Annotated in this window: 19 protein-coding genes; 9 read left to right on the top strand and 10 right to left on the bottom strand. The window is 43.3% G+C overall.

What is annotated here, in order from left to right:
- Positions 1–4: 4 nt before the first annotated feature.
- Entirely contained in the window at positions 5–193 is a 189-nt protein-coding gene (gene rpmG / locus DD657_RS03450) for a 50S ribosomal protein L33 (RefSeq protein ID WP_021988896.1), read from the bottom strand.
- An 11-nt stretch (positions 194–204) separates the two neighbouring features.
- Positions 205–447, bottom strand: a complete 243-nt coding sequence (gene rpmB, locus DD657_RS03445) for a 50S ribosomal protein L28 (RefSeq protein ID WP_021988897.1) — start codon at positions 445–447, stop codon at positions 205–207.
- Between the two features lie 346 nt (positions 448–793).
- On the opposite strand from rpmB, the gene DD657_RS03440 reads away from it, so the two are divergent.
- Complete coding sequence (locus tag DD657_RS03440) at positions 794–2,899, top strand: M3 family metallopeptidase (protein ID WP_287048492.1); 2,106 nt, start codon at positions 794–796, stop codon at positions 2,897–2,899.
- A gap of 38 nt (positions 2,900–2,937) precedes the next feature.
- Here DD657_RS03440 and DD657_RS03435 read toward each other — a convergent pair whose 3' ends face one another.
- Both DD657_RS03435 and DD657_RS03430 read right to left on the bottom strand, forming a co-directional pair.
- Positions 2,938–3,348, bottom strand: a complete 411-nt coding sequence (locus DD657_RS03435; protein ID WP_021988900.1) for a PaaI family thioesterase — start codon at positions 3,346–3,348, stop codon at positions 2,938–2,940.
- A gap of 15 nt (positions 3,349–3,363) precedes the next feature.
- Positions 3,364–3,687, bottom strand: a complete 324-nt coding sequence (locus tag DD657_RS03430; RefSeq protein ID WP_068689623.1) for a DUF4491 family protein — start codon at positions 3,685–3,687, stop codon at positions 3,364–3,366.
- 277 nt (positions 3,688–3,964) lie between these two features.
- Here DD657_RS03430 and bcp point away from each other — a divergent pair, with 277 nt between their 5' ends.
- The 4 genes from bcp (at position 3,965) to DD657_RS03410 (ending at position 9,565) form a co-directional block, all read left to right on the top strand.
- Complete coding sequence (bcp, locus tag DD657_RS03425) at positions 3,965–4,417, top strand: thioredoxin-dependent thiol peroxidase (protein ID WP_021988902.1); 453 nt, start codon at positions 3,965–3,967, stop codon at positions 4,415–4,417.
- A 56-nt stretch (positions 4,418–4,473) separates the two neighbouring features.
- Positions 4,474–5,523, top strand: a complete 1,050-nt coding sequence (gene recA / locus DD657_RS03420; RefSeq protein WP_021988903.1) for a recombinase RecA — start codon at positions 4,474–4,476, stop codon at positions 5,521–5,523.
- A 149-nt stretch (positions 5,524–5,672) separates the two neighbouring features.
- On the top strand, positions 5,673–7,748 hold the full coding sequence (gene dpp5, locus DD657_RS03415) for a dipeptidyl-peptidase Dpp5 (RefSeq protein WP_287048491.1): 2,076 nt from the start codon (positions 5,673–5,675) through the stop codon (positions 7,746–7,748).
- A 182-nt stretch (positions 7,749–7,930) separates the two neighbouring features.
- A complete protein-coding gene (locus DD657_RS03410; protein ID WP_287048489.1) occupies positions 7,931–9,565 on the top strand; it encodes a dipeptidyl-peptidase 3 family protein in 1,635 nt (544 codons plus the stop codon).
- An 84-nt stretch (positions 9,566–9,649) separates the two neighbouring features.
- Here DD657_RS03410 and DD657_RS03405 read toward each other — a convergent pair whose 3' ends face one another.
- The 6 genes from DD657_RS03405 to argS all read right to left on the bottom strand — a co-directional run bounded on the left by DD657_RS03405 (position 9,650) and on the right by argS (position 14,928).
- Positions 9,650–10,345 (bottom strand): SGNH/GDSL hydrolase family protein, encoded by a 696-nt coding sequence (locus DD657_RS03405; RefSeq protein ID WP_068689630.1) that lies wholly within the window; start codon positions 10,343–10,345, stop codon positions 9,650–9,652.
- Positions 10,346–10,372: 27 nt separating this feature from the next.
- The gene (locus DD657_RS03400; RefSeq protein ID WP_021988908.1) at positions 10,373–11,152 is read right to left on the bottom strand and encodes an inositol monophosphatase family protein; all 780 of its coding nucleotides are present in this window, start codon (positions 11,150–11,152) and stop codon (positions 10,373–10,375) included.
- A 201-nt stretch (positions 11,153–11,353) separates the two neighbouring features.
- A complete protein-coding gene (locus tag DD657_RS03395; protein WP_021988909.1) occupies positions 11,354–11,611 on the bottom strand; it encodes a TIGR03905 family TSCPD domain-containing protein in 258 nt (85 codons plus the stop codon).
- A gap of 125 nt (positions 11,612–11,736) precedes the next feature.
- Entirely contained in the window at positions 11,737–12,594 is an 858-nt protein-coding gene (locus DD657_RS03390) for a histidinol-phosphatase (RefSeq protein WP_287048588.1), read from the bottom strand.
- The gene (locus tag DD657_RS03385; RefSeq protein WP_287048486.1) at positions 12,594–13,106 is read right to left on the bottom strand and encodes a flavin reductase family protein; all 513 of its coding nucleotides are present in this window, start codon (positions 13,104–13,106) and stop codon (positions 12,594–12,596) included. Before DD657_RS03385 ends, DD657_RS03390 begins: the two co-directional genes overlap by 1 nt.
- Positions 13,107–13,137: 31 nt before the next feature.
- On the bottom strand, positions 13,138–14,928 hold the full coding sequence (gene argS / locus DD657_RS03380) for an arginine--tRNA ligase (RefSeq protein WP_021988912.1): 1,791 nt from the start codon (positions 14,926–14,928) through the stop codon (positions 13,138–13,140).
- Positions 14,929–15,296: 368 nt separating this feature from the next.
- Between argS and DD657_RS03375 the strand changes: the two genes are divergently transcribed.
- From DD657_RS03375 to DD657_RS03360, 4 genes are all read left to right on the top strand, one after another.
- A complete protein-coding gene (locus tag DD657_RS03375) occupies positions 15,297–16,139 on the top strand; it encodes a mechanosensitive ion channel family protein (RefSeq protein WP_021988914.1) in 843 nt (280 codons plus the stop codon).
- Positions 16,140–16,600: 461 nt separating this feature from the next.
- The gene (locus tag DD657_RS03370; RefSeq protein ID WP_287048484.1) at positions 16,601–17,779 is read left to right on the top strand and encodes a FecR family protein; all 1,179 of its coding nucleotides are present in this window, start codon (positions 16,601–16,603) and stop codon (positions 17,777–17,779) included.
- 26 nt (positions 17,780–17,805) lie between these two features.
- Positions 17,806–19,077, top strand: a complete 1,272-nt coding sequence (locus DD657_RS03365; protein ID WP_287048482.1) for a hypothetical protein — start codon at positions 17,806–17,808, stop codon at positions 19,075–19,077.
- A 60-nt stretch (positions 19,078–19,137) separates the two neighbouring features.
- Positions 19,138–22,764 carry a SusC/RagA family TonB-linked outer membrane protein gene (locus DD657_RS03360; RefSeq protein WP_021988917.1) on the top strand — a complete coding sequence of 1,209 codons (3,627 nt, stop codon included), beginning with the start codon at positions 19,138–19,140 and terminating at the stop codon, positions 22,762–22,764.

The following is a 22,764-nucleotide window of genomic DNA, read 5'->3' as shown; positions in this document are numbered from 1 at the left end:
CAAATTATTTAATTTCTCTGTGTAAAGTTACTTTCTTCAATATCGGATTGTACTTTTTCAGTTCCAATCTCTCCGGAGTATTCTTTCTGTTCTTCGTGGTAATATACCGTGAAGTTCCCGGCATACCGGATTCTTTATGTTCTGTACACTCAAGAATCACCTGTACTCTATTTCCTTTAGCTTTCTTTGCCATCTTCAGTGATTTTAAACATTCTTAATTAATCCATCAGCCGCAGCTTGTTTCAAACAAGCACTGATACCTTTCTTATTGATCAAACGAAGACCAGCAGCAGATACGTTCAAACGAATCCATCTGTCTTCTTCCGGCCAATAAAAATTTCTCTTGAACAGGTTGATAGAAAATGTTCTCTTCACTCTTCTTTTTGAGTGAGATACATTATTACCACCCATTGCTTTCTTTCCGGTTATTTGACAAACTCTTGACATCTCTCAGTAATTTTTTTAAACGCTTTCCAAACAGGTTGCAAATTAAGTACTTTTTATTCACATAATCAAATATACCGAAAAAAAAATCACATTTTTTTATGACAACTCCCAAAATCATTAAACATCCTCCCTTTTCATACTTTACCCAGCACTACCTTAGCGGAACCGACAATGTGAATCATTAGCGGCAACAGCCCGCACAACATCTTTATCTTTCCTCTCCCGAATGTCATTCCATCTCACTTTTTATTTTATTTTTGCAACAGCAACAACACAGTTTAACACGACGGTCAAAGCTCATACAGAAAAAGTCTGCAAGCCTACAACTGTCTTAATCTTAATACTTATGAAAAAAATAACTTATCTGATCTGTTTTGCAGGTATTGTCATGCAGGCCTGTAACAGTGAGGTGAAACAAGACAACCCTTTTCTTAAAGATTTCGATACTCCTTTCGGAGTACCTCCTTTTCATTTGATTCAGAACAAACATTACTTACCGGCTTTTGACGAGGGAATGCGGCAACAAAATGCGGAGATCGAAGCAATACTCAATAATCCGGAAGTTCCGACCTTCGCAAACACAATAGAAGCATTGGAAAAATCAGGACAACTACTCAACAAAGTTTCCGGGGTTTTCATCAACCTGCAAGCCGCAAATACCAGCGACTCTTTGCAGATAGTAGCTGAAACGGTCACGCCCCTGCTTACATCTCACAAAGATGCGATCAATCTGAACGAAAAATTATTCGAACGGGTGAAAGCCATATATAATAATAAAGAAAACGAAAATCTGACAACAGAACAAAAGCAGGTATTGGATAAATACTATCAGGGATTTATACGGGGAGGAGCCAATCTATCACCGGAAGACAAAGAAAAATTCAAAAAAATAAATAATGAACTCTCGGTTCTGACCCTCAAATTCGGAAGCAATCTATTGAAGGAAACCAACAACTACCACTTACTGATCGAAAATGAAAAGGATCTGGCAGGACTTCCCGAAGGAGTAATTGCAGCCGCGGCCGAAACAGCTAAAGCCAACGGACAAGCGGGAAAATGGATGTTTACATTGCACAATCCAAGTATCATGCCTTTCCTGCAATATGCCGATAACCGGGATCTACGTGAACAAATCTACCGGGCCTATACACAAAGAGGCAATAACGACAACGAATACGATAACAAGGAAATCATATCCAAAATCGTTGCTTTGCGTTTACAGAAAGCCAACCTGTTAGGCTTTCCGGATTATGCCAGTTATGTTCTGGATGAAAATATGGCCAAAAATCCGGAAAATGTTTATAAACTATGCCACCAAATCTGGGAGGCAGCTCTGCCCGTCGCCCAAAAAGAAGCCGGAGAGTTACAAAAAATGATTACTCAAACAGGAGGAAATTTCAAACTGGCCCCTTGGGACTGGCGGTATTATGCAGAAAAAGTCAGACAAGCCCAATACGGATTGGATGAAAACGAGCTCCGGCAATATTTTCCTCTGGATAAAGTCAGAGAAGGCGCCTTCTATACTGCCAACAAATTATACGGAATTACTTTCGAGCAACGGAACGATTTACCCCTTCCCCATCCCGAAGCCCTGGCATTCGAAGTAAAGGATGCCGACGGCAGTCCTATCGGAATATATTATGTCGATTACTTCCCTCGTCCGGGTAAAAGTCAGGGAGCCTGGATGGAAGCCTTCCGGCCTCAATCCGGTTTACTCAATTCTACTCCGGTCATTACCAATGTGTGCAACTTTACCAAACCGACCGGAGAAACGCCGGCCCTGTTGACTTTTGACGAAGTACAGACCTTGTTTCATGAATTCGGACATGCTCTTCACGGGTTATTATCCCAATGCACTTACCCCAGTGTAGCAGGCACCAACGTATATCGTGATTTTGTCGAGCTCCCTTCTCAAATCATGGAAAACTGGGCGGCAGACCCGGAAGTATTAAAAGTGTATGCCCGCCATTATAAAACCGGAGCAAATATACCGCAGGCATTGATCGACAAATTGCAAAAAAGCAGTCATTTCAACCAGGGATTCGCTACAACGGAATTTATGGCGGCTGCCTTACTGGACATGGCTTACCATACCCGAAAAACAACCGATCCCATCGATGTGGAAAAATTTGAGAAAGAAACATTGGAAAAACTCGGACTCCTGCCTTCCATCACTGTGCGCTACCGGAGCACCTACTTCGCCCACATATTCGAAGGCACCGATTCCTATGCCTCCGGATATTATGCATACACCTGGGCGGAAGTATTGGATGCCGATGCTTTTGCAGCATTTAAAGAAACCGGAGATATTTTTAACCCGGAAAAAGCAAAGGCTTTCCGAGAATATATCCTTTCAAAAGGCAGCAGCGACGACGCGATGAAACTTTACCTCGCTTTCCGTGGCCAGGAACCGTCAATCGAACCGCTTCTGGAAAGAAGGTTCGGATCTTAATGCATGAATTGGGATTAGAGAGAATTTCTCTCTAATCCCTAATCATTTACGATGATATTCGTTACCCGGCTGACCGTCACCGGAATTCCTGCTTCATCCCGGATTTCAACCTGTACGATATGGGTACGTTTTCCTTTATGGATAAAAACGGCACGTCCGATGACATAGCCTCCCGTGGCCCGCTTTATATGATTTCCGTTAATCTCAATCCCATACACTTTAAATTGCTGTTCCGGAGAGACGGAAACCGAACTGAGCGCTCCGCTTACAGTTTCTGCCAAAGCCATATTGGCTCCGCCATGCATGGCACCGTCAGGACGGCATGTACGATGATCCAAAGGCATCTTTACTTCCAGCCAATCCTCTCCCGCCCCTATAAATTCCATTCCCAGCCACTCCACTAATGTACCCCTGCAAATCTCATTCAATTTTTCGATTACCTCTTCCATAATCCATCCTAATCTTTACTCTTTTGTATTGTATTCTCCCTTTCGTTTCGGATTCATCGGAAACCACCCTTTTTTTACCCGGTCACGTTGTTCGAAAATCTCCAGTATGGTCCAAAAAGAAGAGAATGCAAAAACACCGAGCAATGAAGACCAAAATATCTGTGAAACCCACAGGGCACCCCCGACACCGATAACACCCAATATCAAAAACACCCACCAGCAACGGGTTCCGAAATAATACTCACATTTAATAACAACCGGATGGAATAACCCGATAATTAAAAATGTACATATCCCTATCAATAAACCCGTTAAATTATAATTTTCTATAAATTCCATATCATTGTTATTTTTCAAAGTTTTGCTTTTCCCCCTTCATGCTGTCTTTCCAAACGTTTTATATTTTAAAATCCTAACCTCTCTACCCTAATTCTTTATGTACAAAGGTAATCTTTTTACAGTTTCTACGTCAAATAAAGCCGGTTAAAACCATCGCAATTCGGCAAAATATCCTTACTTTTGTATAGCATGTCATACAGTCTCCGGGGCACAAAATGTCGGGAAAACACTGAGATTTTATGGCTGCATGATTCAGTAACCTTATAAATAATAGACGATGATACAATTAAAAGCAGGTGACAAAGCTCCTTATTTTGAAGGAACAAATCAAGACGGGCAGCACATATCTTTAAATGATTACAAAGGCAAAAAACTGATTTTATATTTCTATCCGAAAGACAACACTTCCGGATGTACGGCAGAAGCTTGCAATTTAAATGATAATTACGCGGATTTGACAGCCAAAGGCTACGAAGTAGTCGGTGTCAGTCCCGACAGTATCGCTTCTCATTTGAAATTCATTGCCAAAAATAATCTGTCATTCAATCTAATCGCCGACACAGACAAAAAAATAGTGGAAGATTATGGCGTATGGGCGGAAAAATCGATGTACGGCAGAAAATATATGGGCGTACTCCGTACGACTTTCATTATCGATGCAAACGGCATTATTGAAAAAGTGATCACGAAAGTGGACACGAAAAACCATGCGGCACAAATTCTGGAATAATACATCCGCAATTTATCAGTAAACTTTAAAATCTACAAATTTTTCAAAATTAATATATGGCAGCTAAAGAAATCAACAAAGACAAATTAAAAGCACTTCAACTTACACTCGATAAAATTGAAAAAAACTTCGGTAAAGGAAGCATCATGAAATTGGGAGATAACGAAGTGGAAGACATCCCGGTCATACCTTCCGGTTCGATTGCCCTGGACAAAGCACTGGGGGTCGGCGGTTACCCGAAAGGACGTGTAATTGAAATCTACGGTCCGGAATCTTCGGGTAAAACGACCATCGCTATTCACGCTATCGCCGAAGCCCAGAAACAAGGAGGTATTGCTGCAATCATCGACGCGGAACACGCCTTCGACCGTTCATATGCAGAAAAACTGGGCGTAGACACGGAAAACTTATTTATCTCACAACCGGATAACGGAGAACAGGCGTTGGAGATTGCAGACCAGCTAATTCGCTCCGCAGCTATCGACATCATTGTCATCGACTCGGTTGCCGCATTGACTCCAAAAGCAGAAATCGAAGGGGAAATGGGAGACAGTGTTATGGGCCTGCAAGCGCGTTTGATGTCACAGGCATTGCGTAAATTAACCGGAACAATCAGTAAAACCAATACTTGCTGTATTTTTATCAACCAATTGCGGGAAAAAATCGGCGTAATGTTCGGAAACCCGGAAACGACAACCGGAGGTAACGCTCTGAAATTCTATTCCTCCGTACGTCTGGACATCCGGAAAATCGGTCCGATTAAAGACGGCGAAGAAATCCTGGGTAACCATACCCGTGTTAAAGTGGTGAAAAACAAAGTAGCCCCTCCTTTCCGCAAAGCAGAATTCGACATCATGTACGGGGAAGGTATTTCGCTTTCCGGTGAGATCGTAGACCTCGGTGTAGAATATAATGTGATCAAGAAAAGCGGAAGCTGGTTCTCGTACGGAGACAGCAAACTGGGACAAGGCCGGGAAACCGTCAAACAACTGGTCATGGACAATCCGGAACTGGCAGAAGAATTGCGTGCTAAAATCGTGGCAGCCATGAACGGTACGGAGCAACATGAAACCAACGAAACCGAGTCTGCTGCAAAAGCCGAATAAAACTTGCAGATATCAGATTGTAAATTGTCTGACAATCCGATTCTGTGTCAGATTCATTTCATCTGAAATCGTAAATCAAAAATATTCCCTATAGCTTCATGACTCTGTTATTTTTTAAATTTAAAATTTAAAATTCACATAAGTGTGCTATGCAAAAAATAATTTATCCTACTTTAATCTTATTATCCCTCATGGCTTGTGATAATAAAAACGAAACGCCAGCTTCCAAAAGCTACAAGACACCGGAAATCAAGCTTACGTCAGACGTCATGACTCCGGATGTACTCTGGTCTTTCGGTCGTGTCAGTACCCCGGCAATCTCTCCCGACGGAACAAAAGCCGTATACAGTATCACATACTTCAATAAGGAAGAAGACCGGTCCTATACCGATTTATACATTATGAATCTGTCCGACGGTAGTGCCGTTCAGATTACCGATACAGATTACAACGAATCCGATCCGACCTGGAGACCGGACGGTCAGAAAATCGCTTACCTGGCCAAAGGACAAGTTTGGGAAATCAATCCCGACGGAAGCGATAACCGGCAGATTACAGATATCAAAGGAGGTATCAACGGTTATCTGTACGCGCCGGATATGAGTAAAATCGCCTATTTCCGGGATGTCAAACTGGAGCCTGCGGTAGAAGATATATATCCGGACCTGCCGAAAGCCAAAGCCCGGATCATCAACGATCAGTTCTATCGTCATTGGAACGATTGGGTGGAAGGCTATTCCCATATCTTTATCGCAGATTACACACCGGCCCGAATCATCACCGACGGTAAAGACATTATGGAAGGTGAAAAATGGGAATCCCCGGTACGTCCCTGGGGAGGCGTCGAGCAACTGGCATGGACGAAAGACGGGAAAAAAATGATTTACACTTCCCGGAAAAAATACGGACTTGACTATGCTTTCTCTACCAATACCGATCTTTACGCATACAATACGGAAGACGGAACAACAACCAACCTGACGGAAGGTATGATGGGATACGATAAAAATCCGGTTATTTCTCCCGACGGCCGGTACATGGCCTGGGAAAGTATGGAGCGGGACGGTTACGAAGCCGACAAAATACGCCTCTTTGTCATGGACCTGACGACAGGAGAAAAGAAAGAATATACCAAAGACTTCGACCAAAATGCAGAGCATCTGGCCTGGGATAATGACAACAACACCATCTGGTTTATTTCCGATCACCACGCCACAGATGAAATCTACTCATTAAATACCGCTACAGGAGAAATCAAAAAGCATACGGACGGCATCCACAATTATACCTCTGTTGCCCCGGTAGGCGGTAGTTTGATCACCACCCAGGTATCTATGAGCAAGCCGGCAGAAATTTACCGGACCGATCCGGCTACCGGTAAAGACGAAGAATTGTCTTTCATTAACAAATCCATACTTGATCAACTCGAAATGGGTAAAGTGGAAAAACGTTGGGTGAAAACAACCGACAACAAAGACATGCTGGTATGGATGATCTATCCTCCTCATTTCGATGCCAATAAGAAATATCCGGCAATCCTGTATTGTGAAGGAGGTCCGCAAAGCACAGTCAGCCAGTTCTGGAGTTATCGCTGGAATTTCCAGCAAATGGCAGCTAACGGTTACATCATTGTAGCTCCCAACCGCCGGGGGCTTCCCGGTTTCGGTCAGGAATGGCTGGAACAAATCAGCGGAGATTACTCCGGACAAAACATCCGGGATTACCTGTCGGCCATAGACGATGCCAAAAAAGAACCGTATATTGATGAAAACCGGTTGGGGTGTGTCGGGGCTTCTTACGGCGGATATTCCGTATATTATCTGGCCGGACATCACAATAAACGCTTTAAAGCCTTCATCGCACACTGTGGTATCTTCGATCTCGAAAGCCAATACTGTGAAACAGAAGAAATGTGGTTTGCCAATTGGGACATGGGCGGTGCCCCCTGGGATAAAAACAATAAAATCGCCCAACGTACTTATGCCAACTCTCCGCACAAATTTGTCGGCAACTGGGATACCCCTATACTTGTGATTCACGGACAAAAAGATTACCGCATCGATGTCTCACAGGGTATGTCGGCCTTCAATGCGGCCCGGATGCGTGGTATTCCGGCACAATTCCTATATTTCCCGGAAGAATGCCACTGGGTAACCGGCTGTCAGGACGGCATCCTTTGGCAACGGACATTCAAAGCCTGGCTCGATAAGTGGTTAAAAGAATAAAACTTTGATAACCGCACTTTCACATCGCAAAGGAGAGCGATAAAAAGTGCCCCCTGAAGTCAGCTATGTACTGCCCCCTGAAAGTCAGACACAAACTTTCAGGGGGCATTCATTTATTCCACTACATTATTTTTTATATCTTCGCAAGCAAACAAATCAATTATTAACATCAAATAACAAATATGAAAAAAATAACAATTATGGTGGCAGCAGCACTGGCCCTGGGAGGATGTAAACAAACTCCCCAACAACAAGCCGCTTCCCCTTATCAGCCATTGGCAGACCAATACGCAGAATTTACCCTGACGACAGACGTCAGCAAACTATCGGAAAACGAGAAAAAAATGCTTCCGATTCTGATGAAAGCGGCAGATATCATGGAAAATATTTTCTGGCAGAATGCCTACGGCAACAAACAGGCACTAATGGATACGGTAACCGATCCTTATCTGAAAAAATACCTGGCAATCAATTACGGTCCGTGGGACCGGCTCAACGGTAATACCCCCTTTATAAAGGGTATCGGTGCAAAACCGCTGGGTGCCAACTTCTACCCTACGGACATGACAACCGAAGAATTCAATGCCCTGCAAGACCCACGTAAAACCGACTGGTATAGCATCCTCCGCCGGGACGAAAACGGTCAACTGAAAGTGCTTTCCTACCACGAAGCCTATCCGGAAGAAGTAAAACAAGCTTCAGAATTATTAAAGCAAGCAGCAGAACTGGCCGAAGATGCCGGACTGAAAAAATACCTCGGACTGCGCGCCGAAGCCTTGCTGACAGATGATTACCTGGCAAGCGATCTGGCTTGGATGGACATGCAGAACAACACGCTCGACATCGTCATCGGTCCGATAGAAACTTACGAAGACGCTCTCTATGGCTACAAAGCCTCACATTCCGGACAAATATTGGTAAAAGACAAAGAATGGAGCCGTAAATTATCACTCTACGCCCAATACCTGCCGAAATTACAGGCAAACTTACCGGTAGCGGAAGCCTATAAAACGGAAAAGGCAAACGCCAACCCGGACATGAATGCCTACGATGTCATTTATTATGCCGGAGACTGCAATGCCGGAAGCAAAAACATAGCTATCAACCTGCCCAACGACCCGCGGGTACACGCAGCTAAGGGAAGCCGCAAACTACAGTTAAAAAATGCTATGCAGGCAAAATTCGACAAGATTTTGGTTCCGATTGCCGGTTTGGTGATTACTCCGGAACAACAAAAACATGTCAAATTCGATGCATTTTTTGAAAATACCATGTTCCATGAGGTGGCCCATGGATTAGGAGTAAATTATACGATCGGCGACAAACAAGACGTACGATCAGCTCTGAAAAACAATTATACCTCCATCGAAGAAGGAAAGGCCGATATTTTAGGGTTATATTGTATTGGCAAACTGACCGAATGGGGCATTATTCAGGACAAAGACCTGATGGACAACTATGTCACCTTCGTTGCAGGCATATTCCGTTCCAGCCGCTTTGGAGCTGCCAGTGCCCACGGCAAAGCCAACATGATGCAATTCGCCCATTTCATGGAAAGCGGTGCCATCAGCCGGAATGAAGAAACCGGTTATTACACCGTAGATTTTGAAAAAATGAAACAAGATATTGCAACAATCGCCGGAGAATATATCACACTGGAAGGAGACGGAGCTTATGAAAAGGCCGGACAATTGATTGCAGAAAAAGGGATTGTCACACCGACCTTACAAAACGACCTCGATAAAATCGCAGGAGCAGGTATTCCGACCGATATCTTTTTCAAACAAGGTATAGATGTGCTCGGAATAAACAATTAAAACCATGGAGAGATTTACGATTTCTGATTTAAGTTCGGCTCTAGTCCTTTTCTTTAAATCAGAAATCGTATACCCCGGTCAAAACTATTTTACCCTTGACAAAGCTTTTTTCACCGCCTTTTTAGCCAGCGGTTCCATCACATTATAGCCGGCAACATTCGGATGAACCCCATCTTCGGAATATTCTGCCTTCATTCCTTTCTGAGCATCAACGACAGACGTATAATAATCAAGATAAATTGCTCCGTGACGGACTGCATATTTTTTTATCCAGGCATTCAATTCGACAATCTTTTCAGCAGGTTCCAAACCGGGAGCCCACGGATAATCAGCAACGGGCAACACAGAACACAACACGACCTGTATTCCGTTCGCTTGTGCAATCTCGGTCATGGAAGCCAGATTATCCTCTATCATTTCCAACGTAGACGGACCGGTATTCCCGGCAATATCGTTCGTACCGGCCAAAATCACAACAACAGCAGGCTGCAGGGCTATCACATCCTGACGGAAGCGTACCAGCATCTGCGGTGTCGTCTGTCCGCTGATGCCCCGGTTGATGTATTTATTCCCGGAAAAAAACTCCGGACGATTCCGTATCCATCCTTCCGTGATGGAATTCCCCATAAACACCACACGTGATTCATTTCTGGACGGACGCCCCAATTGGAGATTCTCCTCCTTAAAACGGGACAGATTCGCCCAATCCGGACTGCTTTGCGCAACTAATCCTTGTCCGGCAAGCAGTCCGACAAATAAGAGTATACATTTCAACTTCATCCTATTCCTATTAAATTATGATACTTATTATTTTATAATGGCTGCAATTTTTCCAGCCATAACCGGATTCGCTGCAATAATCGAGATATGACGATCTTCCCGGAAAGAACGTACTACTCCTCCCGCTTCTTCGACAATTAAAGCACCGGCACATATATCCCACAAAGACAGATTCAACTCCCAATAACCATCCAGAAATCCGGCAGCCACACAACACAGATCATAAGCAGCCGACCCCATACGCCGCATACCCCTCAACCCCGGCAATATAGCCGCCAGATTCGCAATATTATTAGCCGGATTTGTCCCTTTATCATAGGGAAATCCGGTTCCCAAAACAGAAACATCCAATTCCGTTTTTTCAGACACATGAAGAGGTCGTCCGTTAAAAAACGCTCCCTTTCCTCTCACTGCCGTATATAACTCATTCAAATAAGGAGCATAAACAACTCCAACAACCGTTTTTCCTTTATACTGCAAACCAATCGACACCGTAAAAACCGGAAGTCCCTGGCTGTAGTTATTGGTACCGTCCAAAGGATCGACCACCCAACAAAACTCTCCCTTCCCTTCATGTACCCCGCTTTCTTCTCCCAGAACACTATGTTCCGGAAAACACAACGCTATTTGTTCCAGCAACCAGGCTTCACTTTCTTTATCCGCCCGGGTCACCACATCCGACACATTCGATTTGGTATGTATATCCAATTCATTTCCCCGGAAATACCTCAAATGAATTTTTCCCATTTCTTTCACCCAGCTTATAGCAGACTGTAAAAAAATCTCATTGTCGTAAATGTGTTCCATAATTCTTATATTCTAATTATTCTTTCCTAAGTACAGATTGCAGATTGTAAATTGTAAATTTTAGATTTTAGATTGACGATTGACGATTCCAATTCAACTAAGATAGGATATCACCTATTCCAATCGTAAAACTGACATCCATTCCCTTACTCACTGACCTTGTATTTCAATCAAAAATCGTAAATCCACAATTCAAAGTACCTACTCTTGTGCTTTCAACTGGCGCAAGGCTTTGGTCAGTTGATCCGGACAGGAAGTCATCTTACTTCCGCAATGTATCCCTTCCAGACGTGCAATCACCTCATCCACCTTCATCCCCTTTATCAACAAAGAAATCCCTTGCAAATTACCGTTGCATCCCCCTTCAAAATATACATCCTCCACAATCCCGTCCTCCACAACAATATCGATAAACACCGAACAGACACCGTTTGTCGTATAATGTATTGTCTTCTTCATCGTTAATCCATCTTTAATTTGACATATAATTTTCCGTTATTCTTATTCATGATGATTTTTGATTTAAACTCCAGCTCCATCTAAAATCTTCCCCCTCTCAAAACACCATAATCGTAAATCGTAAATCAAAAATTATATCCCATTCCTTCCAACGGCATTTCCACCCACTTCCCGGCATGTAATTCCCCCACAGTACGGAACCCCATCTCCTGAAGAGCCTCAAGAGCCTCCATACGTCCGGCATTTACCAGTTCAGGACGATGGGCATCCGAATTAACGACAATGGGAATATTAAACTTCTTCAATATTTCCCAATTCTCAATCCGGGGAAAGAAACAACCTTTAGACAAGTAAGCCTTCGTATTTATCTCGACTCTTAATTCTTTTTCTGCTACCAAAGCAAAAAAATCTGTCAGCTTCTTTTTATACCACTCCCCTTGTGTCAAAAACGGGTCACATTGCTCAACATTATAGGAAATCTTATTTGCATGCCCTACAAAATCAAAACCTCCGTATTCCAGCATTCGCATCGAAGATTCGAAATAAATAGCCACCAACTGTTTTAAATCTCCACGGAAATCCTGTTCCAAAATCTGCTTGAAATTCTCTGCATTCGTATCGGTATCTATCATTTTCCCTTCCGGAGTATATACGATATGAACGGAACCGATCCGGTAATCCAGAGGCAATTGTTGAAAATAATCGATAGCAGGATGTTGCTCTTCATTCAGATAATCGATTTCCATTGCCGCATAGAGTTCTATTTGTCCGCAAAACTTCTTTTTCAAACGTTCAATTTCGGCCAGATAATCCCCTACACGTTCCTGCTCCAATGCCCATTTGGCAGGGAAAGGAAGCGGTGCATGAGAAGAAACCCCATAACTCGTAAACCCCAGCCCCACTGCTGACTCAACAAATGCTTCCAAAGGAGCCTTACCGTCACAAAAAGAACAATGACTATGATAATTCGTAAGATTCGGCATCACTTTTTCTCCCACGCATTGACAATCTCCGCTACATACATTTTATGGTAATCCTTTGCCGGATACCATTGTTCCGCCAGACTTTTATCCAGAAAATGCTCCGGCCGAAGATCGTCGGTGTATAATTTCTTACATTCCAAAACACATTGGGCTTCTTTAAAAAAAATGTTCCCTTTTTCTGTCGCCATCGGTGTCAAACCGGTTTCCGCCACTTTATCCGTATCCCTTCCGGACTTTGTCCCGCACAATTGCAATGCAGACCTGTATGCCTCTGTAAAAAAAGACAAGGTAAACATCGGCTCTTGTTCAATAAACCCGAATGTATAACGTTGCGGACGAATAAATACAAATACCACCGGTTTATTCCATAAAAATCCGACTCCTCCCCAACTGGCCGTCATAGTATTAAAATGCTCCCTCTGACCTACCGTTACCAACATCCAATCACTACCGATCAATTTGATAAAATTCTCGGTTATCGCTGCCGGTTTTATCTCTTCAAAATTCTCCATCTTACAAACATTTTACCCTTTTACATCTTTATTACATTCTGTCGGGCATTTCAATACCCAGCATCCCCATTGCATTTTTTATTGCTTCACTGCATTCTTTAGCCAATAGTAAACGGAAATTCCGGACAGCCTCATTTTCTTCCTTTAAAATCGAAAAATCATGGTAAAACTGATTGAACTCCTTAGACAATTCATACGAAAAATTAGCCAATAAAGCGGGACTATAGGTATCTCCGGCTTCTTTCACCACCGCCGGCAACTTGCTCACCAACTTTATCAAATCCTGTTCCTTATCGGAAATAGGAATATGGACATCCGCCGCGCCGACAGCATTACCGGCCTCTGCAGCCTTCCTCAATACCGACTGTATACGGGCATAGGTATATTGGATAAAAGGTCCGGTATTGCCATTGAAATCAATCGATTCTTTGGGATTAAACATCATCGTCTTTTTCGGATCGACTTTCAGAATAAAATATTTCAATGCGCCCAAAGCTACTTTCCGGTATACATCCTCGGCCTCGGCCTCCGAATAACCTTCCAGCTTCCCTAACTCCTGCGAAGTTTCACGAGCCGTATTGATCATCTCCTGCATCAGATCGTCGGCATCCACCACCGTTCCTTCCCGGGATTTCATCTTTCCTTCCGGCAACTCAACCATTCCATAAGAAAGGTGCTTAATCTTACCGGCCCAGGGAAATCCCAATTTGCCGCAAATCAAAGAAAGCACCTGAAAATGATAATTCTGTTCATTCCCTACAACATAAACCATCTCGTCCATATCGTATTCGTTAAAACGTTCATAAGCCGTACCGATATCCTGTGTCATATACACAGAAGTTCCGTCGTCCCGCAACAACAATTTGTGATCGAGTCCGTCCCCCGTCAGATCGGCCCATATACTACCGCTGTCTTTTTGGTACAATACCCCGTCTGCCAAGCCTCTTAATACGATATCCCGTCCCTTTTTATAGGTTTGCGATTCAAAATATATTTTATCAAAACCGACTCCCATCAGTTTATACGTCTCGTCAAAACCTTTCAATACCCAATCGTTCATCTTCCGCCACAGGCTCACGGTAGCCTCATCACCGGCTTCCCACTTCCGCAACATCTCCTGCGCTTCGAGCAATATCGGAGCCTGTTTTTTCGCTTCTTCCTCATCCAATCCTTTCTCCTCCCTCAACTGCTTTATCTGAGCCTTATATTCCTTATCGAAACGTACATAATAATCTCCTACAAAATGGTCACCCTTCATTCCGGCAGATTCAGGAGTGGCTCCCTCTGCAAATTTCTGCCAGGCAATCATGCTTTTACAGATATGAATTCCCCGGTCATTTACCAGATTTACCATCCTCACCTCATGTCCGTTCGCTTTCTGTATTTCAGATACCGACCACCCCAGCAGATTATTCCGGATATGCCCCAAATGTAAAGGTTTATTGGTATTCGGAGAAGAATACTCGATCATATAACGACGTCCGCTGGCTTCTTTAGCGTATCCGTATTTCAACTCTGCCGCAACACTGTTCAACACGCCGATCCAGTATGCCGAAGAAATGACAATATTCAAAAATCCCTTGATAACATTGTAATCCCGTATCTCATCTATATTCCGTTTCAAATACTCACCCAACTCTTTACCCGTCTCTTCCGGAGATTTATGCGAATGGCGGGTAAAGGGAAATACGACCACCGTCAGGTCGCCTGCAAAATCCTTACGTGTCGCTTGCAATTGTACATCCTTCTCCGTCACCTCCGCTCCATAACACTGTTTCACTGCTTCAATCACTTTAGCCGTCAATAAACTCTCGATAGTCATATCCTATTCTATTTTAAATAATACAATAATTAACGATACATAAAAATATATCAACAACCTATTAATCAAAAGATTACAAAGCCAGATATCATTCCGACGGATCGCCGGAATCAATCCGCACACCCGCCTGTTTTATGAACCTACAAAAATACAATTAATAAAACAAAAAAGACAAAGAACTTCAAAAATAACACAGACCTTAATTGTAGATTTATGATTTTAAATTTTAGATCTACCCACAAACCTCCCCTGCAAAAAAGAGAAGAATCGGAAATCAAAACACACTATAAAAGTTTGAAAAGCTGTTTTTTCCTATTAATTTTGTACAAAATATTCGATATCAATAATAATTATAATCACGAACAATTATGGAAGAATTTTTAGGTAGTACCTCCACGGTTTCTTTGGATGTTCTTATTACCAAACTGGTCGATTTAAGTGTTTCCCTGGGCTCCAAGCTCATAACCGCCCTGATCGTTTTTCTGGTCGGTCGCTGGATCATCCGTAAGCTCAACAGGCTTCTGATAAAAATTATGGAAAAACGTCAGGTTGAAGCTTCCTTGTTCTCCTTCACCCGCAGCCTGGTTAAAATCACGTTAAACTTTATCCTTGTTATCATTCTCATCAGTGTACTGGGAATTGAAACCAGCTCCTTCATCGCCCTCTTTGCTTCTGCCGGCGTTGCCATCGGTATGGCTCTTAGCGGTACTTTACAGAATTTTGCCGGAGGAGTTATGATCTTACTTTTCAAACCGTTCAAAGTCGGAGATTTTATCGAAGCACAAGGACAAAGCGGATCGGTAAAAGAAATCCAGATTTTCAATACAATAATATCAACCCCAGACAATAAGATCATTATCATTCCCAACGGTGGTCTTTCAACCGGCATTACCAAAAACTACTCAAAAGAAGAAATGAGACGTGTCGACTGGGAATTCGGAATCGCTTACGGAGACAACTACGATACGGCCAAAAAAGTCATTGAAAAACTATTGGCATCTGACGAACGTATTCTCAAAGAACCCGCTTATTTTATTGCCCTAAATTCTCTTGGGGCAAGCTCGGTAAACCTTGTTGTCCGTGCCTGGGTAAAAGCAGGTGACTATTGGGACGTATACTTCGGCATGAATGAAAAAGTTTACAAAACCTTCGCCGAAGAAAATCTGAACATTCCGTTCCCGCAAATGGATGTACATATAAAAAACAACTGAATCACAGAAAACAAAATTGTAAACCGATAAAAGGATATTCCTACATTCCGCATCGTCTGACAAAGAATAATCCTTTACAAAACATTATTTTCTGAATATCCATCGATAAAATAGACATCGATGGATATTTTTTTATCAAAAAAAATCAAAAACTTGTCGACTTTTTCAAAAAATAAGGGTTTATAATATAGAAAAGTGGAAAACTATTTTTCTCATACTTTTAAACAAAATCCTTAGGCAGGATTGCTCTGAAGTGAATTAAATGCCGGATGTCATTTTCATTTTTCAAGCGAAACTGAAGAGCAACAAACCGATTGCAGCTATCCCCTCTATAGCTGCAATCATTTTTTATGCAACAGAGCCGGAAAAATACGCATTCAATCCTATTTTCCATCAAAAAAATCAAAAACTTGTCGTCTTTTCAAAAAATTAAGGGTTTATAATGTAAAACAATATAGTTTATGAATCCGATACATACATACCAACACATCGCTTTCCTGATTGCAAAAGAACGTTTAAACACACTGGAAGAGTCTGAAAGAAAAGAACTAAAACTATGGTTATCTGAAAATCCGGTCAACCAGAGTTTATATGAAAAACTGAAAAAACAAAATCCGGTTCCGGCTTTCCGTACATATCAGCAAATTCAAACGACACAAGGACTTCAAAAATACCGGAAACGCTATAGGTCACATTCCGTTCGTATGCCCGTCCGGTGGATTTCTGCTGCTGCTATCGGATTATTACTTATCGGCATTGGCATCCATCTGCTTGTACGAACTCACCCGGAACGTGTCCAGGTTGTCAATATACACCCCGGAACTTCCAAAGCGATATTGATCATGGCCGACGGTCAGGTCAAAGAATTGGAAGAGACCCAAAAAAACGAAACCATCGAATTGGCAGGAGTAACCCTCCGGAAATCCGGAGATGAAATCCGCTACACTCCGGTACCAAGCGATAGTCTGGCCGGATCCCGACTTTCCGGAGAGCACAACATACTGAAAACTCCAACAGGCGGAGAATACAAACTGATCCTGTCTGACGGAACCCGGGTATGGTTAAACTCTCAAACTGTTTTACGCTATCCGGTGAACTTTACAGGCAAAGAACGGCTTGTATATCTGGAAGGAGAAGCTTATTTCAATGTTGCACACAATGATAAATGTCCATTCATTGTCAATACACGAACAGAAGTCAATATACAGGTATTGGGAACAGCCTTTAATGTACGGGCCTATCCCGATGAAATCCAAATAGAAACCGTTCTCGAACAAGGCTCTGTAAAAATGTGGCAACACAGCAGCAATATCATATTAGTCCCCGGAACAAAAGGAGTGTTCAATAAAAACAATGGTGAATTCAGTACCGAGGAAGTAAACACCGAACTCTATACAGCTTGGTACAAAGGCCAGTATGTATTCGAAGAAGAAACAATCGAAAACATATTGACCAGACTATCCCGCTGGTACGACATACATGTATTCTTCGCCGACCAAAAGGCCAGAAACATGGTCTTCTCCGGAAGTATACGGAAATACGAAACCATACACCAATTCCTACAGGCCGTCGAAATGACCGGAGGTATACGGTTTCAGGTAAAGGGGAATACCATTATCGTAAGCAGTCAACCCATTTAATTATAACCTACTAAACACTAAAATCTATGAAAAAATCTATTTTTTTGATGGCAGCAGTCATCGGTGTATGCCTCTGTTTCAACGCCTGTTCAGACAAAGAAAACGGTCCGGACCCTTCCCGGTTCCAGTTTTTGGGACAAAATTACGACCTTACTTCCGGAGTTATCTGGAAAAGCAACCGGAATGTACTCATTTCTACTGTTCCCTACAGATACGAATACAATTACATTACTGAAAACGAAGAAGGCCAAGGGGAAGAAGCCACCAATACGGTCGAAGGCTTCAAAGCCGGAAGTGACATGACCGTAACGGGTAATTTTATGCTTTCGCTTTACGGAACGGGACTGACTTTCGACAATAATACGAAAACAGTTTCAGGACAAGGTGCCTGTATCAGTTTCCACTTAAGCACTTCCGACATCGATAAAATTGTGCCGGGGAAATATGTTTTCGGAAAAGCGAAGTCAGCCAATACCTTTATGGCCTGGAGCTGTATTTCGTACAAACCGGGAGCCGGCAACAATACTCTTTTAGAAATTACATCGGGTGAAGTGCTCATCGAACGGAATACCGATAGCTGGTACATTAAGTTCGACTGTACATTAGCTAACGGAAGTAAATTGACAGGCCAATACGAAAGTACACTGTACACCTCAAAGGCAGAGCAACCGGCTTATGCAACATACGAAGATGTAACCATTGCCGGTCTGCTGGATAGCGTAACAATGACATTAAGTCATGCACCCGAACTCGGCGGCATGATATTAGGGAATATAGAAATAGCAGATACTGAAAACGGGAAAGCATTTTATTCGACAACAACCAATGAGAGTTACATCGCAAATATCGCTGAGGAACTAAGAAATAAAATCGATATCGGCTTGATTTGGAATAAAAACGATGAATCCTTTGTTTTCGAATCTCCGATAAAAATGAGCAGTTACCTGTGGTACAACATTACACTTACTTATCCCTGTCACACAACTTATGCAAAAGCTCCTGCCACTTTTACGGATGAAGATTTTGCTAAACTCGAAGACACCGGATTTTCATATGAAAGTAAAGATGAAAAAGTCGTATTCGGAGGCACGGAGGCTACTTTTTCACCGGGATACGTATTTTTTGAAACCGGAAATGGCATACAGGGCGTGATCCGCATTAAACGTTTTACCCCGATGGATAAAATTTCAATGCCTTTCGAGGAAACAGGAGTTGTTTATATTACTACACCTGTAAATCCGACTTTAGTCATGGATATCAAATATCCGACAAATGCTGTAAATCCTCCGATTCGATAACCGAGAACCCTGAATTGTTGAGAGAATCCAGGATTCTCTCAACACAAATAACTTTTGAACATGAACACCACATTGTCAAGCTATATTTTCCGGAAAGCATTGTCTTCTGTTATTTTATGTCTGATCCTCCTTTCATTATCCGGAACTTGGGGCAAAGCTTCTGCACAATCGGACATCAGAATAAATCTTTCCCTGAAAAATACAGACCTCAAAACCATTCTGAAAGAAATCAAAGCCCAAACGCAATTTGACTTTCTCTACAATGCCGGGGAGATCAACGATAAAACCCGGATATCCTCTCTTCTTCTTCAGAATGCAGACATCGAGACTACGTTACAAACCTGTCTTAAACCGCTGGGTATAAACTACGTCATACAAGATAAAATCATTGTTCTTCAAAAACAGCCGGCACCCTCCGGCCAACAAGTCCGCACACTGCAAGGTATTGTTGTCGACAAATCACGCCTTCCCTTACCCGGTGTCACGGTCAAGTTAAAAGGGACGATACTGGGTACGTCTACCGACAGCGAAGGTATGTTTTTTTTGACGATCCCCGTCACAAAAGAAACTCCGGAGCTTCTCTTTTCCTTTGTCGGTATGCAAACGACAAGTTACAACGTCGTGGATGACAAAGAAATCCGCATCGTTATGCATGAAAGTTTAGAAGCCTTAGAAGAGGTTATCGTCACCGGTATGGAAGTCATCAAGAAAGAACGTATGACAGGAAGTGCTACCGTTGTTACCGCCAAAGATTTGCAAATGCAGGGAGTAACTTCTCTCGACCGGATATTTGAGGGAAGAATAGCAGGACTGAACAGTACGACCCTTTCCGGAGCGCCGGGGAGACGGGCCAAAATTACCATCCGGGGAGAAAACAACCTGAGCGGTAACACCGAACCCTTATGGGTTGTCGACGGCTTGCCTTTAATAAGCGGTGTCCCCAAAAATAATACCGGGAATTATGCCAACACCATTATGCAGGACGGCGTCGGCAACATCATGCCCGAAGATATCGAATCCATCAGTATCCTGAAAGACGCCTCTGCGGCAGCTATTTACGGCGCCCGTGCCGCCAACGGAGTGATCGTCATCACAACCAAAAAAGGATTCCGCTCGAAAACCCTTATCAATTACAGCGGAACTTACAACGTCAGTATTGCTCCACGCAACCGGCTGGATTTTATGAACAGCAGTGAAAAACTGTGGTACGAACAGTCCATCATCGACAATTTCGGTCTCGGCAGAGCCGATTTTGCCGGCAGAGGAGGATACCTCTTCAAAAGAAATGCCCAGGGATACCTCTCTTCGGCTGACTACAACAAGCAATTACAACAACTATCCAGCACGAACACAGACTGGTTCGACGTGCTGTTCCGCACGGCTCATTCGCAATCCCACAACATCAGTCTGCGGGGAGGCAGCGAAGAACTGACCTACTACACTTCTGTGAATTTTCAGCAACAAAACGGTATTCTGCGTTCCAATCAATATCAGAACGCCGGAGTATTGGTAAAACTCGAATACCGCCCGACGGAAAAACTGATCTTTGCTTTAAACCTATCGGCCAACACCCGGAAAAACGAAGATCATGCCTCTGCCGTCAACCCCTTTACCTATGCTGTATTTGCCAATCCTTACGAAAAACCTTATAACGAAGACGGCAGCTATGCCTCCGACCTGAGTTATCTGCCCAATAATTACACCACCGAAACAGCCTCCGGCTACCTGTACGACCGGTTCAATATACTCCGCGAACTGACAGAAACCCGGACAACCCAAACCGGACTGGATGCAGAATTTACCTTCAATGTGCGCTACGAAGTCATTCCGGGATTGAATCTCCAGTCTATTATTCGTAAAGGTATAAGTTATAACACTGAAATGAAAGCCGTCAATGCCGGAACCTATACCTCCTGGGCCAATGAAAAACTGGGCCGTGATATTTTCAAGGAAGGTCCTCTTCCCAATCAATACGACAACGGCGAATTGAGTGAGAATTCCGGACGAAATCACAACTGGTCGCTTCGCAATCAAATCGACTACTCTATAGCCCTCAAAGAAAACCACCTGTTCAGCATACTGCTGGCCAACGAAGTAATATCCAAAAAATTCAATAATTTCGGCTATACCTCCCCCATCTATTATGCGGATTATCGCATTACGGGATTACCTTCATTCGATTCCCGGATCGATTACGAAACCCTGCGAAACAGCCTGGGAAGCCTGTTCAATACTTCGGACGGACAGGACCGCAGCGTTTCCTTTCTGGGTACATTCCGTTACAGCTACAAAGACCGTTACGTAGCCAGTTTCAGCTGGCGGGCTGACGGAGCCGATATGATCGGCGACGCCCAGCGTTTTGCACCATTGTGGTCGGTCGGCATGCGCTACAACCTGCACAAAGAAAAATTCTTCCGCAATCGCATCGTCAACGAACTGGCTCTTCGGGCTTCATTCGGCTACACCGGAAATATCGACCGCTCTGCTTATCCCTTTTCAATGATGGGACTGGGAAGCAATCTGTATATGGGCGACCACTATGTCAAGACACTGACATTTCCCAATCCCGATATCCGGTGGGAAAAAAAGAAAGACCGGAATCTGGGCATTGACATTTCACTGTTCGACAACCGTATCAATTTCACTGCCGACTATTATTTCAACCGGACAACAGATGTACTTGAAGATCTGGAAGTACCGTCCTCCACCGGCCGGACAATCGTCAGAGCCAATGGTGGTATTGTCGAAAACACAGGGCTGGAAATGTACCTGAACGTCAGATGGATCAATACCAACGATTTCATTTTCAGTACTTCCGTAAATATAGCCCGCAATAAAAATGTAATCAAAAAATCCCGTTACAGCTATTCTTCCTACCAGGAAGTGATCAACGCGGAACGAGTAAGAGGCGGAGTACTGAATATCATCGGGAAAGAAACAGGCAGCATATTCGGCTGGCAGTTTGCCGGTGTCAATCCGGTGAGCGGAAATCCCCGCTACACCCTGACAAAAGCCGGAAAAACAAAATTCGGAGAAATGCTGGCCAACTGGAACAACTTATCGCCGGAAGAAAGAGAACGGTATCAGGTTATGATTACTTCCTTCGATGCCATCCCGGGGGTCGCCGATTTTTTCAGAGACCAATGGATACAACCGGGCTGCATGATGCCTTCCATGCAATACCTGGGACGTACCAATCCGAAATACGTCGGAGGATTCAGTACTTATTTCAAATACAAAGGTCTGGAATTTACCACCGACTGGACATTTAAAACCGGACATCTGATTCCCGATTTCAACGATTACCAAAATGCACCCAACCGGGGCAGCGACCTGCGGGCCTCCTCTACCAACCGAGAAAGACGTTATCTTTACTACTGGAAAGGAGAAGGTGATATCACTGATATACCCCGCTTTGTATCGCCGAATGCCGACTATTGGGCCAGTCTTGTCACTTCCGACAAGTATTCGAAAGGCGACTACCTGCGTATGACCAATCTTTCCATCAGCTACCGCTTTCGGCCCGAATCGCTGAAAGCACTGAAATTAAAAAACCTGTTGTTGGGATTCAATGCACGTAATTTATTGACTTTTACCCGCTACCGGGGGCTGGATGTCGGTTCTGAGGGAGCCTTCACCTATCCTGCCTCCAGGGAATTCAACCTTAAACTGACACTCGGATTTTAA

The sequence above is a fragment of the Culturomica sp. genome, from assembly GCF_003524185.1.
GTDB lineage: Bacteria > Bacteroidota > Bacteroidia > Bacteroidales > Marinifilaceae > Culturomica > Culturomica massiliensis.
This window is presented reverse-complemented; position numbering and strand designations above follow the sequence as displayed.

Coding starts and splice junctions, on each gene's coding strand:
- rpmG (WP_021988896.1), bottom strand. CDS start 193: ATGGCAAAGAAAGCTAAAGGAAATAGAGTACAGGTGATTCTTGAGTGT.
- rpmB (WP_021988897.1), bottom strand. CDS start 447: ATGTCAAGAGTTTGTCAAATAACCGGAAAGAAAGCAATGGGTGGTAAT.
- DD657_RS03440 (WP_287048492.1), top strand. CDS start 794: ATGAAAAAAATAACTTATCTGATCTGTTTTGCAGGTATTGTCATGCAG.
- DD657_RS03435 (WP_021988900.1), bottom strand. CDS start 3,348: ATGGAAGAGGTAATCGAAAAATTGAATGAGATTTGCAGGGGTACATTA.
- DD657_RS03430 (WP_068689623.1), bottom strand. CDS start 3,687: ATGGAATTTATAGAAAATTATAATTTAACGGGTTTATTGATAGGGATA.
- bcp (WP_021988902.1), top strand. CDS start 3,965: ATGATACAATTAAAAGCAGGTGACAAAGCTCCTTATTTTGAAGGAACA.
- recA (WP_021988903.1), top strand. CDS start 4,474: ATGGCAGCTAAAGAAATCAACAAAGACAAATTAAAAGCACTTCAACTT.
- dpp5 (WP_287048491.1), top strand. CDS start 5,673: ATGCAAAAAATAATTTATCCTACTTTAATCTTATTATCCCTCATGGCT.
- DD657_RS03410 (WP_287048489.1), top strand. CDS start 7,931: ATGAAAAAAATAACAATTATGGTGGCAGCAGCACTGGCCCTGGGAGGA.
- DD657_RS03405 (WP_068689630.1), bottom strand. CDS start 10,345: ATGAAGTTGAAATGTATACTCTTATTTGTCGGACTGCTTGCCGGACAA.
- DD657_RS03400 (WP_021988908.1), bottom strand. CDS start 11,152: ATGGAACACATTTACGACAATGAGATTTTTTTACAGTCTGCTATAAGC.
- DD657_RS03395 (WP_021988909.1), bottom strand. CDS start 11,611: ATGAAGAAGACAATACATTATACGACAAACGGTGTCTGTTCGGTGTTT.
- DD657_RS03390 (WP_287048588.1), bottom strand. CDS start 12,594: ATGCCGAATCTTACGAATTATCATAGTCATTGTTCTTTTTGTGACGGT.
- DD657_RS03385 (WP_287048486.1), bottom strand. CDS start 13,106: ATGGAGAATTTTGAAGAGATAAAACCGGCAGCGATAACCGAGAATTTT.
- argS (WP_021988912.1), bottom strand. CDS start 14,928: ATGACTATCGAGAGTTTATTGACGGCTAAAGTGATTGAAGCAGTGAAA.
- DD657_RS03375 (WP_021988914.1), top strand. CDS start 15,297: ATGGAAGAATTTTTAGGTAGTACCTCCACGGTTTCTTTGGATGTTCTT.
- DD657_RS03370 (WP_287048484.1), top strand. CDS start 16,601: ATGAATCCGATACATACATACCAACACATCGCTTTCCTGATTGCAAAA.
- DD657_RS03365 (WP_287048482.1), top strand. CDS start 17,806: ATGAAAAAATCTATTTTTTTGATGGCAGCAGTCATCGGTGTATGCCTC.
- DD657_RS03360 (WP_021988917.1), top strand. CDS start 19,138: ATGAACACCACATTGTCAAGCTATATTTTCCGGAAAGCATTGTCTTCT.